Origin of the sequence: Nitrospira sp. (genome assembly GCA_029194665.1) — a bacterium.
Classification (GTDB): domain Bacteria; phylum Nitrospirota; class Nitrospiria; order Nitrospirales; family Nitrospiraceae; genus Nitrospira_D.
Window position 1 is genome coordinate 1 of the sequence record JARFXO010000004.1, and the last position, 13,585, is coordinate 13,585.

Below are 13,585 nucleotides of genomic sequence, written 5' to 3' on the forward strand. Positions count from 1 at the left end.
GGGTTTATGGGACCAACCGATGAAGTGCGCTTAGTGAGGGGACGGCTCCGCTATCAGTCTGAGCACTGCGGTTCGCCCAAGATGTTTTCGCCCACGGAAGAAGAATGGCAACAGTTTTGGGTGGCGGCTCAGCTGTGCAATCTATGGAATTGGGCCTCCCGGTATGACGATACCGACATCTGCGATGGGACTCAATGGGAAGTCGTGATCACTCTGGGAGAACGGAATCTCCGATCCTACGGTTCCAATGCGTACCCAGGTGGTAAAGGAACGGGTTACTCGGAGCCCTTCACATTGTTGCTAAGGGCAGTCCGAAAACTCGTCGGGGGGGAGAGTTCGGCTGAGGCCTCTGGAATTACTCAGAAGTCAGTAATTTGAACAACAATATATCCAGTATCCATACTGGTTTCAGGGCTGGTTGTGCCGCCTAAGTTGCTGACTTCTCAGTAACCTTCCCTGTCACACATTCCTGCTAGGTTCTTTCCAGCAATGTATCGCTACTGCGATTGCCGAACCGTGAAGCTTGCCTACGCCTTCCTATCTGGGTCGAACATTTCTGGGTCGAATATTCTTACCGAGGTATCTGCATGTGAACACTCGAGTTTCTGAAGTGCTCACACCCGCGAACGCCACTTCCCATCTCCCTATCAGGGATCCATCAACTTCCTCGCGTCATGAGAGAGTTGGAAGGTTGGGAGACTCTGGCAATAGAGCCTACTGCACCAGCTCCACCTTGACGAATGGAGGCAGCATATACAGTTTGTCGTTCTTGATAAGAAATCGATATGTTTGCTTGCCCACATAGAAACCCATCATGCTCTTCGCATTGATCTCTACCTGCGCGAGGTATCCAAACGCTGGGGGCTTCCTGACACCTGAGAGATACGCATAGCATCGTTGTGGCTCTCCAACAAATTGATAGCGAGCGGCGTCCGGATCAAGCAGAATCCCTTGCATCAAGCGCTTGATGGCATCCTGATAAGTTGGTGAGACTGGGACATTCCCATAATCAGCACTCGCGATTTGTTCGGAAGTGAGGGGAATGGGGGATGTGATGCAACCGAGGGTGAGGAGCAGAAACAGTGCAAGGACGGTTCTGAGACAGGCTTTCGACGGAGAGATCATCGCTCCTCACGGCAGAAACCGGCCGCTTCTGTGTCGCCACCTGACGCCATTTTAGGAGCCGCCTTGTTGACCTTCAATAAGGTCCATCGCCTCAGGCTCATTCGTCGGGGAGTGTGATTTTGGAAGGCAGACCCAGCAGATTCGCTGCAAGTAAGCTCCACGATGTCACGCCCTAAACGCACAGCCTCATAAACTACGAAACCACGCGCAAGGTTTGGAGTAGAAGAAAGCCGAAGGGGTTTATCCGCCGACAATGATTACGATAAAGCGATAATTAGTCGGCGGCACACGCGAAGTGCGGTTTGGTGGCGGTGACCCGGATCGAACGGGTGACCCGCGGCTTATGAGTCCGCTGCTCTACCAACTGAGCTACACCGCCACTGGATTGATTTTACTGAAGAACTTACACTTGAGGCTACCCACGGAGTCTTGAAAGTGTCCACCAAATGCCCACCGTAAATGCGTTGCAAACTACCAAGGATGCGAAGCAGGATGCAACAGAGCCGTTAGGGGGGTGGACTATATCACGGCGGGGATCAGAAGGACAAATACCGAGGTTATTACGGGGTAGGGGTGGCCGGCTCGGGAAGACTGTCCGAGGCCTCCTCGGTCAGTTTTCGATGTCGCGCCACGACCAGCGCGCCGGCCTCTTCAAGTCTCGCTTCTGAGACGATGTTATAGCGATCGAATATGGATCGGGTCTTATGTCCCGAAATGGCCATCGCGATTTTCTCAGGAACCCCAGCGTCACTCAGGTTCTTGACGCCGGTTCGGCGAAAGTCATGAAGGAGCGCTCCGACGTACCCACGCTGGCCCACCATCTTTCCTCTTGGCTTGGTCCACTTCCCTAATCCTAGCTTGACACAAGCTTTCTGCCAGGCGGTTCGGATGGATTTGAGTCGTCGCCCCAAGTAGTGGCACACCCACGGACAATCAGGGTGGGTCACCCGCGTGGTCGCATCCCACGTTCGCAAGACCTCATAGAGATCTCCACCCATCACCAGCGCTCGAGGTTCGGACGTCTTGGTGTCAGAACCAGCGAGAGTAATCCGTACAATCTGACGGCGATGATCGAACAGGACTTGGTTCCAGACAAGCGACGTGATTTCCCCCCAGCGCATGCCACTCCAATAATCAATCGTGACCGGAACGCGGGCATGGGCTGGAAGTTCGTTCCGAAGCGACCTGAACTGTTCCCAGATAAAGAAGCCGGACCGGGGCGGAGCTTCTTTCAGCCTGGTCCATTTGGGGCGTTGAGTGATCAATTGATGCTCAAGCCCAAGTGAGAACCCTCGGAGGAGAAAGCTCATGCGACGGTTCACGCGTCCGCCTGAGAGGTGGTCCTGCTCGACCCAGATCTTGGCCCAGTCTCGTAGCGTGGTGGAAGTCACGCGCTCGGCAAGCATGGAGCCGGCCAGGCTCTTCCAGAACTGAGCCAGTTGCTGCGCACTGCGCAGCGACTTTCTGGTATTCATTTTGTAGTCGTCGACCACCAAATCGACGAGCTCGGCAATCGTCGTCTCCTGGACTGTGGGCCATCCGAACACCCCTGTGTAGGCGCGCTGAATCAACTCGTCAAGGATGCGTTCCGCCTGTTCCCTCGTTCCGAACACCATTCGCCGAATCCGCGGTGCGCGGCGACCTGGATGAAAATCTACGCGGTACCGCTTATCGGCCACGCGGGTTATTTTCCCCTTCACGCAAGCGCTCCTGAACGCCGCGTCTCATACTGTTCGACATCGGCGACGCGGATCCGCCAGCGACTGCGGCGGCCCCTGTTCAGTTTCATCGCTGGAATTCCATCGGGCGCGTTGACAATGTCTCGGTAAAGAAAATCGGGAGTGACTTGCCATCGGACGGCCAGCTGATTCACGGTGAGAAATGTGACCGTGGGCTGCGGCTCGAGACTCTTGTGGCGTTTCATGGACGGACTCCTTCGAAAAAAATAAGGCACGGTGGTCACGACCTAACATGACCTGTCATAGAAGTCATACGAGATAGAACTTTCATGAAGAGTGCCAACAGGTTAGAGGGTCATGAGCCTCGGGGTACTGGCCTGTTTCGAGGGGGCGAGATCCGTGCTTCGCTGACTCAAATCGCGGATCATTCGGCCATCCGGGATGGGCACCCTGGCTTTGGCAGAGGCATTCCACACGTGGCTCGTTCGTTGAGTGTGGTCACAGAGATAGAGGATCAGATTGATTGATGGGTGCACGGTGCTTGTCGTAATGCGAGGAGCATCTGAGCTTTTGTTCGAGGTTGTTTGATCCCCAATGATAAGAAGAGAGCGTTGGTGACTTTCCCGTACCAGTTTTGGGTTGCGAGTGCGAACATCGGATCTGTTTGGTAGCGTTCCATCCATCCCTGTAGGATTGGCATTCCTTGTTCTTGTGAAGATTCTCCCGGATAGAGGGTGTTGTAGGCTGTCCAGAGAGCTTCTGGTGTGGGACAGCGTAATGGCTTTTGCGGTGGGGCGTTTGGTGGAGTGGTAACCATCGTCTTCTCGTGAGTTCTTATTCGGTGGTGCTGTCGTGGTCTGGTGTGGCGTGGATCTCCGTCACCTCTGTAATGATGACTTCAAGGGAGAATGCCTTATGACGTCTTCCTTTGATGCCATGCCTCTTGAGTAGCTCTTGCACGGCTTTCTTGATTCCAAGTGGAATGGTATTGGCTTGTATGGTCGCGGATTGCCGCGCGCGCGGGACAGGGGCTTGATTAAATCGAGCGTTGATGTGAAGGCGTTTCATCATGCGATCTCACGTTGACCGGTCGTTAGAGGCAATAGGGACATGGTTCCCGTGCTCCATCGTCGTCGCGTTGGTGTGTGTGGCCGGCCAGTGGAGGGTGGGAACACGAGTGCCACAGAAATCTGGGTTTCTCTTTCCGGGCCGAGGCGGCTCCTAGCCTGGGCGGTTCTTCAAACAAGCACTCATGGCCGGCTACGTCACTGTCCATGCAAGACCTGTAGATGCATGACGGGTTGGGATGGAACGGAGAGAGTAGGGAGTTAGGCGGCTTGGGCTCTTGGTCGGCGCGTCTTATGAAACAGCGTGGAGGGATCTTGGTTGATACTCTGGGCCACGTCGAGCGGTGTGGTGTACAGCGAGCGCATGCTCCCGGTATCAAGGTCCAGATATGTGGCAAATCTGGTGAGGTCGCCGGTCAAGAGCAAGCGAGTCAACATGTCCATCATTTCAGAGGCCATCCTGGGGTTGATCCCAAGGGATTGTGCCTGGGTGATGGCTAATTGTGCGCAGGAAGGCGCGGGCGTTGTTTTCTTGGGAATGGTTGTGGTGTCGATCAACTCGGGGTGGATCAGTCCGGGTGCTGGGAGTCTGCTGCAAAACGTGGGTATCTGGAATGCACTGTTGAGAAATTCTTCTTGTGCGCAACAACCGAGGAGGATCTGTCCTGTGGTCTTTTCATTGCCAGCATCGATTAACCAGGTTCTCATGCTGTGATCGTAGCCACTTGTCAGGCTTTTGTGCATTTCTGCCCGTGCTTCAGTGGAGTCTACGCAGCCGATCAGGATCCTGGTCGTGTTGAATGAGGGAGGCTGGAACAGGTGTGCCGTATAGGGTTGAGTGATGGCTTCGATGGGGATCCCCCAGGCCAAACTATACCGTTGGGCCAGCGCTAATGCTTTGGGGAGACCGATTTCAGCATAGGCGAACATCTGGCGAGGGACATTGCTGTCCTCGACATGGTCGAAGTCGACGATCGCGTAACGAATCGTGGTCCACCGACCCTGTAGCAGAATCACGAGCCGAGACAAGAGCCCTGCCAACGCACTTCCGGTTCCTCCTGCGCCAACCTGAATGATTTCCAGGTTGTCCGTATGGGGGATCACGACGGGGCGTGCGTGCAGATGTCGAAAATCGAGCGTCACGGGTGTTTTCATACGTGAGTCAATTCGTGATCGGGAGTGATGGGTTCGAGGTTGGCTGGCAATTCAAAGATTGTGGCGCTGTCGATATCGAGGAAGTGGCCGTACAGACCAATCCTTGTGAGGATTCGTGGTCCTGAAAGGAAGTCACCGATGACGCTGTAGATTCGAAAGCCTTGTTCGTCATAGTTGTCCTGGGCTGAGAAAAAGGTGGTCAACTCGTGGTGGCTATGGAGTTCGATAACGGCACGTTGGTAGGCGTCGTCATCGGTGGCATGGGGTCGCACACTGGTACGAGCCTGATGCTGTGCCGGCATCGTCAGTTGCCAGTGGTCCTGGTTCCAGCCTAAATAAAAAAGCGACTCGACTAATCGGTTGTCCGTATCTCGCGTATTCTGCGCGGTGGTCAAAAGTTCTTCGGTGATGGCACGAGGAACTCTGGGGAGGCTGAAATGCCACTCAGGTTGCAGCGGGGTGAGTCCTCGGACTGTCAGAGGACTCAGGGGAAAGCAGACCGTGAGGTTAGGTTTCTGCCCACGCACCCAGAGACCGTTGCCGGCCATCACGTATTCCAGCAGGCCGCCGGGCGGTTCGAATGGATACCCGTTGGCGATGCTGTAACGGACGAGTCCGAGGCTACCGCTCGTTGAAATCATGGGTGGCCTTTTCGTCGTGAAACGTCTCTTCAATGATATGACTGAGACTCCTATGCTGTGGGCGCAATGCTCTGGTCGGAAAGCTTCTTGTTTTGGCGTGATGGAGTGCCCGGAGGAATCGAAAGACATCGTTCTCTTGTGAGTGAAGACGGTGTGTACCCAGTTCTGCGCTAAACGGAGAAGAGAGAAAGAGTTCCCACGTTTGTTGAATGGTTGTACTGGAAGCGAGCGGTTGCTTATTCGTTCCGAAACAGATCCGGCCGTCTTCCCAGATATTGGGGAGGGGAGCGTGGAAGATGTGTGATGGGGCGAGGTTCGTTCCTGTGTACGCCCACACGTAGTAGTTGTTGTTGATCCCTCCGAACAGCAATCCCGGAAGAGGGACCCGTAGGCGTTCAGTCTGTGGTCCGCTTCGTCGTGTTTTCGCTGTTGGAATCGTAAGGGTGTAGCGCCGTGGGGGCAATTTGAGGAGGATCCATTCGCCTCGTGCGCTCCATCCGCATCGTACGGTGTGGGGGGCGATCCATCCGCTGTCGAGTGGGGCTTGTTGGCAGGCGGTTTGGAGCGCCAGGGGGTTCAGGCATTTCGTGGTGATCCCATGGTCCTTGCGGTGATGGAAAATGAGTTGCCCTTTATGGAATCGGATCACCCCCTCATCTTCAGGATGAAGTAAATAGCCTATGGTTGCTCCGGGAGGTGTTGCTGCAGGCAGTGATTCCACAGTCGGAAGAACGCGATCCATAATTCAGGGTCCTTGGTAAATTCGTTCAGAATAGCGTTGAATTCGTCGATTCGTGCGGTGGCTTCTTGCCATTGAGAGGCTAGCCATTGAATGTCGTCGAGGCACCAGGTGAGCTCGATTTCCATGCCTGAGTTCGGGTCATGATCGATCCAGACATTGCCGGTTTCCCGTCCGATCATTTCCAGAACAGTTGGGACCTTGTTCAGTGGATACCCTTCTTTCTCGCAGAGCGTTTCGAACGCCTTCCAGTGTGTCTGTATATGATCGAGGCGATCGTCCGGAATCTGAATGTGATGACGAATTGAGAGGGGAAGTTCTGAGACCAGCTCTCCGAGGTCTTGCTCGTAGTAATAGGCACGGGAGATATCGGCAAGGATTCGTAGTGGAAGAGGGTCAGCGTCGGTGAAGTCTCGGTCAGCAGGCGACCAGCACGGATCGAGGGGGATATAGGGGAAGCATTCAAATACGTGCTCTATTTCCCAATATCCGAGAGGAAACAGGTGCTCGGTGATCAAGGTGAGGAACTCCTCGATCCGTGGGGCGGCGTGGTTGGAGTCATCGTGTTGATAAAGAGGTTTGTGGGATGCCGTAAATTCAATGGGAAAGAGTGTTCGGTACAGATCGAGAATGGTGCAGTGCTTCTGAAGTTCCTCAAGGTGGCTGATAGCCCACCAGGCATTCATATGGGAAATGATGCTGAGTTGAAGAATCGCTTGCGCAGGGTTGACGGGGCCCCTCTTAGAAGCTAATGGGGACGGTATGTGCATGGGTGCTTGCACTGAAGCATAGACGTTTGAAGATGGTGGCGACGGTATTAAGTTCATTGGTGCCTGCTTGAATCGCTTCTTCAATGACCTGCTGGTGCGTCATGACTTGAATGAGTGATGTGGGATCACTGAGATCGAAGCGTTGGTGGAGTTGAAAGGCGAAGGCGACGGCTGGGTTGATGTGGTGTGGTTGGCAGTCAAGACTGTGTAGAATCTCCTGGTACCCTTTTCTTCCTGCCTGTTTTGTCACCGTGATCTCCACGGTCTTATCTTCTGCGATCGCTCGAGTGATGCTGCCATTTGCCAGTTGCGTGAACATGGGGCCAAGAGCCCGACGGATCGAATTATCGTCTTGTGCAATATCATCCGGGATGGGTAGGCGCTGGCCGTCAATGATAAGTACGCTGGACATATAAGACTCCTATGCGGCTGAAGACATGAAGAGGCTGATTTGATCTGAGCCGGCTGCTTGCGGCCGTGCCACCTCTGTTGTATGTACCGTTGATTCTGGACGTTGTGTGGAGACCGTTTCTGTATCGGCGACTCCCTTGCGGTTTGCTGTGCGAGAGGCGGGCTTGGGGGAAGATGTGACTGTTGTGGCTTTGGCCTTGAGTTCGGCAAGTTTCGTTTGGAGTGCGGGGAGTCCTTCGGCCCATTTGAGAATGGCGTCTTCGACCACGGTCGGTAGGGGCCGGACCTCTTGTTCCGTCAGGAAGTGTACTGTGGGCATTGCGCTGTGGCTTTGAAGTCCCAGTATGACCGTTCGAGCGTCGTTTGCCCGTGGGAGAAATTGCAAGGTCACTGTTAATGTACAGAGCTCAGGGTCGAAGGGTTCATGAGCACAGAGCGCTTCTGGTTCTTCGACAGTGGTTGTGGGTCGGGAGGCCGGCCCAGATTGGGATCTTGGCTCGGGCGCGACCTTAGTGGTGTGAGGGATCGCTGTCTCGTCTTGTATTGATGGGCTCGATTCAACGGAATCCGTTTTGTCATCATCGTTTTCGACGAGATCTTCAATGTCCTCTTTCTGTTCCGAAGTCTCATCCTTTGATGCTGCTGTGTCTCCATCTGAGACCGCTTCTACTGTGTCGGACTCATCCGCAATTAAATCCTGTTGCTGCTCCATGGATGTGACTCCTGATGTGTTGTCTGTACTGGTCGGTGGTGGTAGTGGCGTTGGATCATTGAAGAATGTGGCCCGCTGGCACAGGTCGAGTGGGTAACCTGTACGCCAATGGTAGGCTTCGGGGGTTTCTTGATATGTAGGGATATCGGGAAGGGGCCATACGCGAGAGATGGTGAAGTCTTGCCGCCCTGTTTCCGGATCAGGGTCTCCATAAATCTTTCGTCCATGTTGCTCGATGTATTGAAGACAGGTGTCTTTTTTGATGTTGGCATTGAGTTCGTATTGCTCCCGAATTCTGGACCAGCGGATTCCGTGTGCGTAGAGATCGACGAGCAGGGTCAAAAGAAAATGTGTATCGTCGAACGGCCGTAAAGGGACCAGGAGGGTGTTGTTTTCTCCTCGTTGGACTTCATTGACCTTTGCATAGACGATTGTCGGCTCGGTCCTGGCTTCGCAAGCCGGACCACTGCTGAGGAGTTCTTTCATTCCTCGAATATGGCGACATTCCGGGGTCTTGCGATAGATCCATGGTGGACAGGTACATCCATAGATCTTGGTATCGCTGAGACTGACCGTCCAGTGTCCATCACCTGAGCTTTTAGGGACATCCCAGGACCGGATCCATTTCATAGGTCGCTCCGTGGCTGTAAATGCAGGTCCAAAGCGGGTGAGGCGGTTCAGAGTTGAAGTGTGGAACTATGAGTGGAAGAAGACGGTAAACGCCTGAAGTCTATCGAGATGGCGCGGGGTATCTGATTGAATATTGTCATCGAATGCAGCCACCTATTATCAACTAAAGTGGCCACCCAGACAGGGCACCTTTCATGAGAGCTCGAGTCCTGTTTGGGGAACCTGGCTCCTTTTGGTGATAATTGGTGGCCAGATTGATGACAATTCGCAGTCGAGATTACAGGAGCCATGGTCATGCCTGCGTGGGGCGATTGAGGCCTCAGGGACTATTGACGAAATGCAGAGCAGTAGTAGCAGTTAATGACGGGTTGGTCCGTGACAAGCGTCACTCTTCCGAGATCAGCTCGATAACGAATGTGTGGTTTGGGCTCCCTCAGACCAGTTGCCCACACCATAAACTCCGTTACCCCAAGAGAGGCAACGACACCGTTGATTGAGACAACGGCGGGCCCTGTTCCGTTGAGCGCATCAGTTGGGACTCCATAGATCGCTCTGTCCTCAGCATGTTGCTTTGGTGTCATAGATTCTATCGCCATAGCCCGCTGGTCCAATTCACTTGCGCAGGATAGACAGATAGTTCCATTGTAGGCGAAGAGGATCCGACCTCCATACCAGACCTGCCCGCCATCATCACCCGTATCAGTCGCAAGATCCATGTATGGCTTGCGGTGTCTTGAGGCAAATTCCGTGAGGCTGAGCCGCGCAGAATCATTGTCAACACATCCAAATAGTACATCTGCCTCTTCCACTTTCATTCTTGCTTCCTTCTCCCGAAAATCAGTCGCGAGAGAAAGAATGTCAGCTAATGGCTGAATTAAACGCACAAGTCTTTCAGCAACCGCTACTTTTTGCTGCTTTTGTTGAACATCAACTTCGCTGGCACCGATCAGACGATTCAGGTTCGTTAATGTCACGATATCATCATCCACAAGGATGAATCGGCGTACTCCTAGGTAAGCAGTCTGCTGGACGATATGGGAGCCCAAACCTCCGAGGCCGATGACCGCGATGCGCAGCGCATTCAGGCGTGCTTGCCCGCTCTCGCCAAACAGTCCGATGTTACGACTATATCGCGTAGTATTTAAGGCCACGGGGTTGCCTCACGGATCTCATTGTTAACGAGGTGGGATGTTCGTCACGAAGACCGGCAATGTGTAAGACAGCAAGCTCTTGAAAATGCTTGGGAGACTTCATCCAAACGAGCGCATCAAACCCCCGCTGTGAAAAGACAAGCGCGGCATACGGACGTCCTTGTAAACGCCACCAGACATGGGGAACGAAATCATCCAACCCGGCAATATCGGTTGGAGAAAACTCCGCATCAACGTCTCCAAGATGAGAATGTGCTTCTATCAAGGAAGACTGATTGTCCCATGCCCATTTGATCATCTGAGCACGGACCTCATCACCCAGATTGATGTGGTATGTCGTCTGGATGGAAAAGGCCCTCGATGGAACGCAGAATAGATCGGAGACACAGAGCGTCTCTCGATCATTCTCCGATGGGGTTGCCAGGAGGAACGCCAGCTGTTCGGTTCGGCCTGAGAATAAATGCTCGAGCAGCCGGCGATAGAGTTCGGATGAAATCGTAATACGCGCTGCCATTAGCAGCCCTGCCGCAAGCGGTCCGCAATAGACCGGGCAAAGTTCAGCATGTTACTTCCCTGAAAGGGATCTGCAGACGGTTGCCATGGGTCTAGCTGCCAAGAAAATCTTCCCCAGCCTGTACCAAATGGGGTTGCATCAGCTGGATAGGTATAACTGGACGGAGGACCACCACCGCACACCAACAGCTGAGGACGGACATAGAACCCATACGGTGCCTGCCCAGGAAGGTTCTCAGGAATTTGGAAGCACACTTCCGCTTCAGAGCAATTCCAAATTCCCTGGCCGATCCAATAACGCTGGAGTCGAACCCAGTGACCAGGTGAGATGTACTCGAGCTGCGTCCACGCACTCTTGAGCATTGAAAGTTCTTGCTGGATTCGGTCCAGATCTCCTCGTTTGAATCCTACTTTTTTTCCAAAACCCTTGCCCGGCTTGAGTTCCACGACCGCACTTTCGGCCAGCGTGATCTCTGTGTTCTCCCTCAAGTCGACCTCAATCACCGGAGTATTGCTTGGCAAATGTCCCAGATCACGGATCTCCGGCACTGTGATCGTCTCTCGATTCCAGTCGTAGATGACTCCCTCGATATTCACTTGGAACTTCCGTCCTTCTTCATGTTCCATTCGGCACCTCCTGTTTTGTTAGTGCGTGAACGTTTCTGATGTGGTATCATGATGCATGAATGTGTTTTGCATGTCAACTTACGTTTTATAAAGAAAGGAGGTATCAATGTCACGCCGTGCCCTCAGCAGCCTGGGCAAGATGGTGGAAGAAAAGCGAGGGGATAGCAAACTGCGTGAAACCGCTAAAGAAATTGGCATTTCAGCCGCGACGCTCCTCCGTATCGAAAGTGGTCGTATTCCTGATGTGGCAACTTTTGGAAAGGTGTGCCACTGGCTGGAAATTGATCCTGGAGATTTTTTGGGCTTTGAAGGCAAGGGATCGAGACATGGGGAGCAAAAGGGCACGAATCAGCCGGTTTCAATATCTGCGCATTTCAAGGTCGATTCAACGCCGAACCCAGAAACAGCCCAAGCCTTGGCAAAAATGCTTCTGTTTGCCATGACCATTCAACCGCAACCCAAACCTGTCTCAGACAATGGCGACGTTTGATCGAGGGTTTAAGAGTTGGGCGGAGCGGACATCCGCCAACATTCGTCGCGAATTAGATCTCTCGCCCTACGACCGCCTGGACGTGTTCAAGCTGGCTGAGTTCTTGGAAGTCACGGCTTGTACACCAAGAGATTTTCCGGGCCTGCCAAGCGACGTCCTCAATCAATTGCTCGATCACGATCCATGGGGATGGTCCGCCGCATGCCTCACTCTCCATGATGGGAAGGTTCTCTTAATTTACAATCCGAGGAAATCTCGGGGGAGGATGGCCAGCGACATTGCACACGAATTGGCTCACATAATTCTCGAACATAAGCCAAGTACGATTATTTTCTCGCACGACGGTAGTTTTGCCATGCGTACGTACGATCAAAAACAAGAAGATGAAGCAAATTGGCTCGCTTGGAGCCTGTTGCTCCCCCGAGAGGCCTTACTACGGGCAAGGCAGAATGCTTTCTCGACGGAAGAAACAGCAGAGATGTATGGCGTCACATCGCAGCTCGTAAATTACCGGTTGCGCATGACGGGAGTATCAGTACAACTCGAAAGGGCTCGGAGTAGGAAGTGACCATGGCCTGTTGGCTGAATGAGCGCTTATTGGGTTGAAGGGAAGTGAATAGCCATCAAAATGAGCCAGAACACTGCGAGTAGGCTTCGCCAGGCAATTCTTCTCCAGTACCAAATAAGAGTGAGAGCGGGCCCAAAGGTGAGAACCGACAGGATCGAACAGGATTCGATGCCCGCGTCATCCGGGAGTGCCAGTGTTCCCACACGCTGGCAAAGGCGAAGGGGCGGTGACTCTTCAAGCCGATCCACTTCGGCTGCTTCGAACGCCCGTGGACTTGCCATTCGTAAAACCCCGTCGCAATCACCAGGCAGCGCCGCTTCTTGAAGGCGGCCCGAAACGAAGGTTTCTCCGCCACGGTCTCGGCTTTGGCATTGATACACTGCAATCCAATGTTGGGGTATTTGGATGCTTTATCTCAATCAGCGGGCCGTAGCTTAGACCACTACTACACTGCCCACCACAAATCAAGCACTTACACACCGTCCCCCCCTTCCTGCCGGTCTCCGTGTAGGCACAGTGTAGGCAGTAAAACAGAGAAAATATTTTTTCTAGCCCTCCCCTGCTGGGCCTCAAATCTAAATCAACGAAGCTTTTTTCTGTGTTCCCACCCAAGCGATGTATGATTGTGGTCTCCCCCCGGGAACAAAAGTCCAAAAGCCAGGTTCATTGATAAAAATTTCCGAACAAGACCATCGGCGACGAACCCCCCGTTTTACCGAACGGGGGCTTTTCGGTGCGCGCCGCCGGCCTTGGCCGGCGATCGCGCCCTGCGACGTCGCAATCCCGTTGAGACGACGCATGCGGCTTCGTCCGTTCCGTTCCATCGCCCGTTGGACTTTTGCGAAATTGAAACGAGCCATGCGACTCAACCACTGCACGGGGATCTCCTCCTTGCGATAGGCCCGCTGGATGGACTTCGGGCTCATGCGGAGTTCCGCCGCTAATTCCTTCACCGTCAGCAAATCCTTCTTCATGCCCAGTCCTTTCTAATGGTGCGGCTCAGCACAGTGCTGACCATACCGGTGTGAGTGAGTGTAAGGAAGTACCCTGCTTAGGCCTGCTTAGGCCTGCTTAGGACAGTTAGGGACTCTTAGGGACAACGATCAGAAGCAAGCCGAAGGAAAGGTAACTTCGGTGCATACGAATAGAAATTCTGAATGTTACGTAAGAAGGCCGAGCAGGGGTCTGTCAGGCTGGCAAGAACGCAAAGGAGAAGATATTGTGCCGAAAAACACCTACCAATATGGAAGCCCAGTTAGACCGCAGAGGCACTGATGAGGATCTATAGGTCAATTTTGGATAAACTC

General features: G+C 53.4%; 17 protein-coding genes and 1 tRNA gene. 3 read left to right on the forward strand and 15 right to left on the reverse strand.

The features are described 5' to 3' along the window. The coding region (locus P0119_13275) for a hypothetical protein (GenBank protein MDF0667030.1) at positions 1–378 on the forward strand (378 nt) is incomplete at its 5' end. 336 nt (positions 379–714) lie between these two features. On the opposite strand, the gene P0119_13280 is transcribed toward P0119_13275, so the two are convergent. The 14 genes from P0119_13280 to P0119_13345 form a co-directional block, all read right to left on the reverse strand. Next, on the reverse strand, positions 715–1,125 hold the full coding sequence (locus tag P0119_13280; protein MDF0667031.1) for a hypothetical protein: 411 nt from the start codon (positions 1,123–1,125) through the stop codon (positions 715–717). Positions 1,126–1,428: 303 nt separating this feature from the next. Further along, a tRNA-Met gene (locus tag P0119_13285) sits at positions 1,429–1,504 on the reverse strand. 181 nt (positions 1,505–1,685) lie between these two features. Further along, complete coding sequence (locus P0119_13290) at positions 1,686–2,825, reverse strand: tyrosine-type recombinase/integrase (GenBank protein MDF0667032.1); 1,140 nt, start codon at positions 2,823–2,825, stop codon at positions 1,686–1,688. Continuing rightward, a complete protein-coding gene (locus P0119_13295; protein MDF0667033.1) occupies positions 2,822–3,049 on the reverse strand; it encodes a hypothetical protein in 228 nt (75 codons plus the stop codon). Before P0119_13295 ends, P0119_13290 begins: the two co-directional genes overlap by 4 nt. Positions 3,050–3,638: 589 nt before the next feature. Further along, positions 3,639–3,875, reverse strand: coding sequence for a hypothetical protein (locus tag P0119_13300; GenBank protein MDF0667034.1), 237 nt, complete (start codon positions 3,873–3,875; stop codon positions 3,639–3,641). Positions 3,876–4,132: 257 nt separating this feature from the next. Then, positions 4,133–5,026: a ThiF family adenylyltransferase gene (locus tag P0119_13305; protein MDF0667035.1), complete on the reverse strand. Its 894-nt coding sequence runs from the start codon at positions 5,024–5,026 to the stop codon at positions 4,133–4,135. Continuing rightward, positions 5,023–5,667: a hypothetical protein gene (locus tag P0119_13310; protein ID MDF0667036.1), complete on the reverse strand. Its 645-nt coding sequence runs from the start codon at positions 5,665–5,667 to the stop codon at positions 5,023–5,025. The genes P0119_13305 and P0119_13310 overlap by 4 nt, the downstream gene beginning before the upstream one ends. Further along, the gene (locus tag P0119_13315) at positions 5,648–6,316 is read right to left on the reverse strand and encodes a hypothetical protein (protein ID MDF0667037.1); all 669 of its coding nucleotides are present in this window, start codon (positions 6,314–6,316) and stop codon (positions 5,648–5,650) included. Before P0119_13315 ends, P0119_13310 begins: the two co-directional genes overlap by 20 nt. Positions 6,317–6,345: 29 nt before the next feature. Beyond that, positions 6,346–7,092 carry a hypothetical protein gene (locus P0119_13320; protein MDF0667038.1) on the reverse strand — a complete coding sequence of 249 codons (747 nt, stop codon included), beginning with the start codon at positions 7,090–7,092 and terminating at the stop codon, positions 6,346–6,348. Positions 7,093–7,147: 55 nt separating this feature from the next. Further along, complete coding sequence (locus tag P0119_13325) at positions 7,148–7,588, reverse strand: hypothetical protein (protein ID MDF0667039.1); 441 nt, start codon at positions 7,586–7,588, stop codon at positions 7,148–7,150. Positions 7,589–7,597: 9 nt separating this feature from the next. Further along, the gene (locus P0119_13330) at positions 7,598–8,929 is read right to left on the reverse strand and encodes a hypothetical protein (GenBank protein ID MDF0667040.1); all 1,332 of its coding nucleotides are present in this window, start codon (positions 8,927–8,929) and stop codon (positions 7,598–7,600) included. Positions 8,930–9,255: 326 nt separating this feature from the next. After that, a complete protein-coding gene (locus P0119_13335) occupies positions 9,256–10,080 on the reverse strand; it encodes a ThiF family adenylyltransferase (GenBank protein ID MDF0667041.1) in 825 nt (274 codons plus the stop codon). Then, the gene (locus tag P0119_13340) at positions 10,055–10,594 is read right to left on the reverse strand and encodes a hypothetical protein (GenBank protein MDF0667042.1); all 540 of its coding nucleotides are present in this window, start codon (positions 10,592–10,594) and stop codon (positions 10,055–10,057) included. Before P0119_13340 ends, P0119_13335 begins: the two co-directional genes overlap by 26 nt. After that, positions 10,594–11,220, reverse strand: coding sequence for an E2/UBC family protein (locus P0119_13345; GenBank protein MDF0667043.1), 627 nt, complete (start codon positions 11,218–11,220; stop codon positions 10,594–10,596). The genes P0119_13340 and P0119_13345 overlap by 1 nt, the downstream gene beginning before the upstream one ends. A 106-nt stretch (positions 11,221–11,326) precedes the next feature. Between P0119_13345 and P0119_13350 the strand changes: the two genes are divergently transcribed. Continuing rightward, the gene (locus P0119_13350) at positions 11,327–11,710 is read left to right on the forward strand and encodes a helix-turn-helix transcriptional regulator (GenBank protein ID MDF0667044.1); all 384 of its coding nucleotides are present in this window, start codon (positions 11,327–11,329) and stop codon (positions 11,708–11,710) included. Beyond that, entirely contained in the window at positions 11,697–12,278 is a 582-nt protein-coding gene (locus tag P0119_13355; protein ID MDF0667045.1) for an ImmA/IrrE family metallo-endopeptidase, read from the forward strand. The genes P0119_13350 and P0119_13355 overlap by 14 nt, the downstream gene beginning before the upstream one ends. A 575-nt stretch (positions 12,279–12,853) precedes the next feature. Here P0119_13355 and P0119_13360 read toward each other — a convergent pair. Next, on the reverse strand, positions 12,854–13,252 hold the full coding sequence (locus tag P0119_13360) for a hypothetical protein (GenBank protein ID MDF0667046.1): 399 nt from the start codon (positions 13,250–13,252) through the stop codon (positions 12,854–12,856). Positions 13,253–13,585 lie beyond the last annotated feature (333 nt).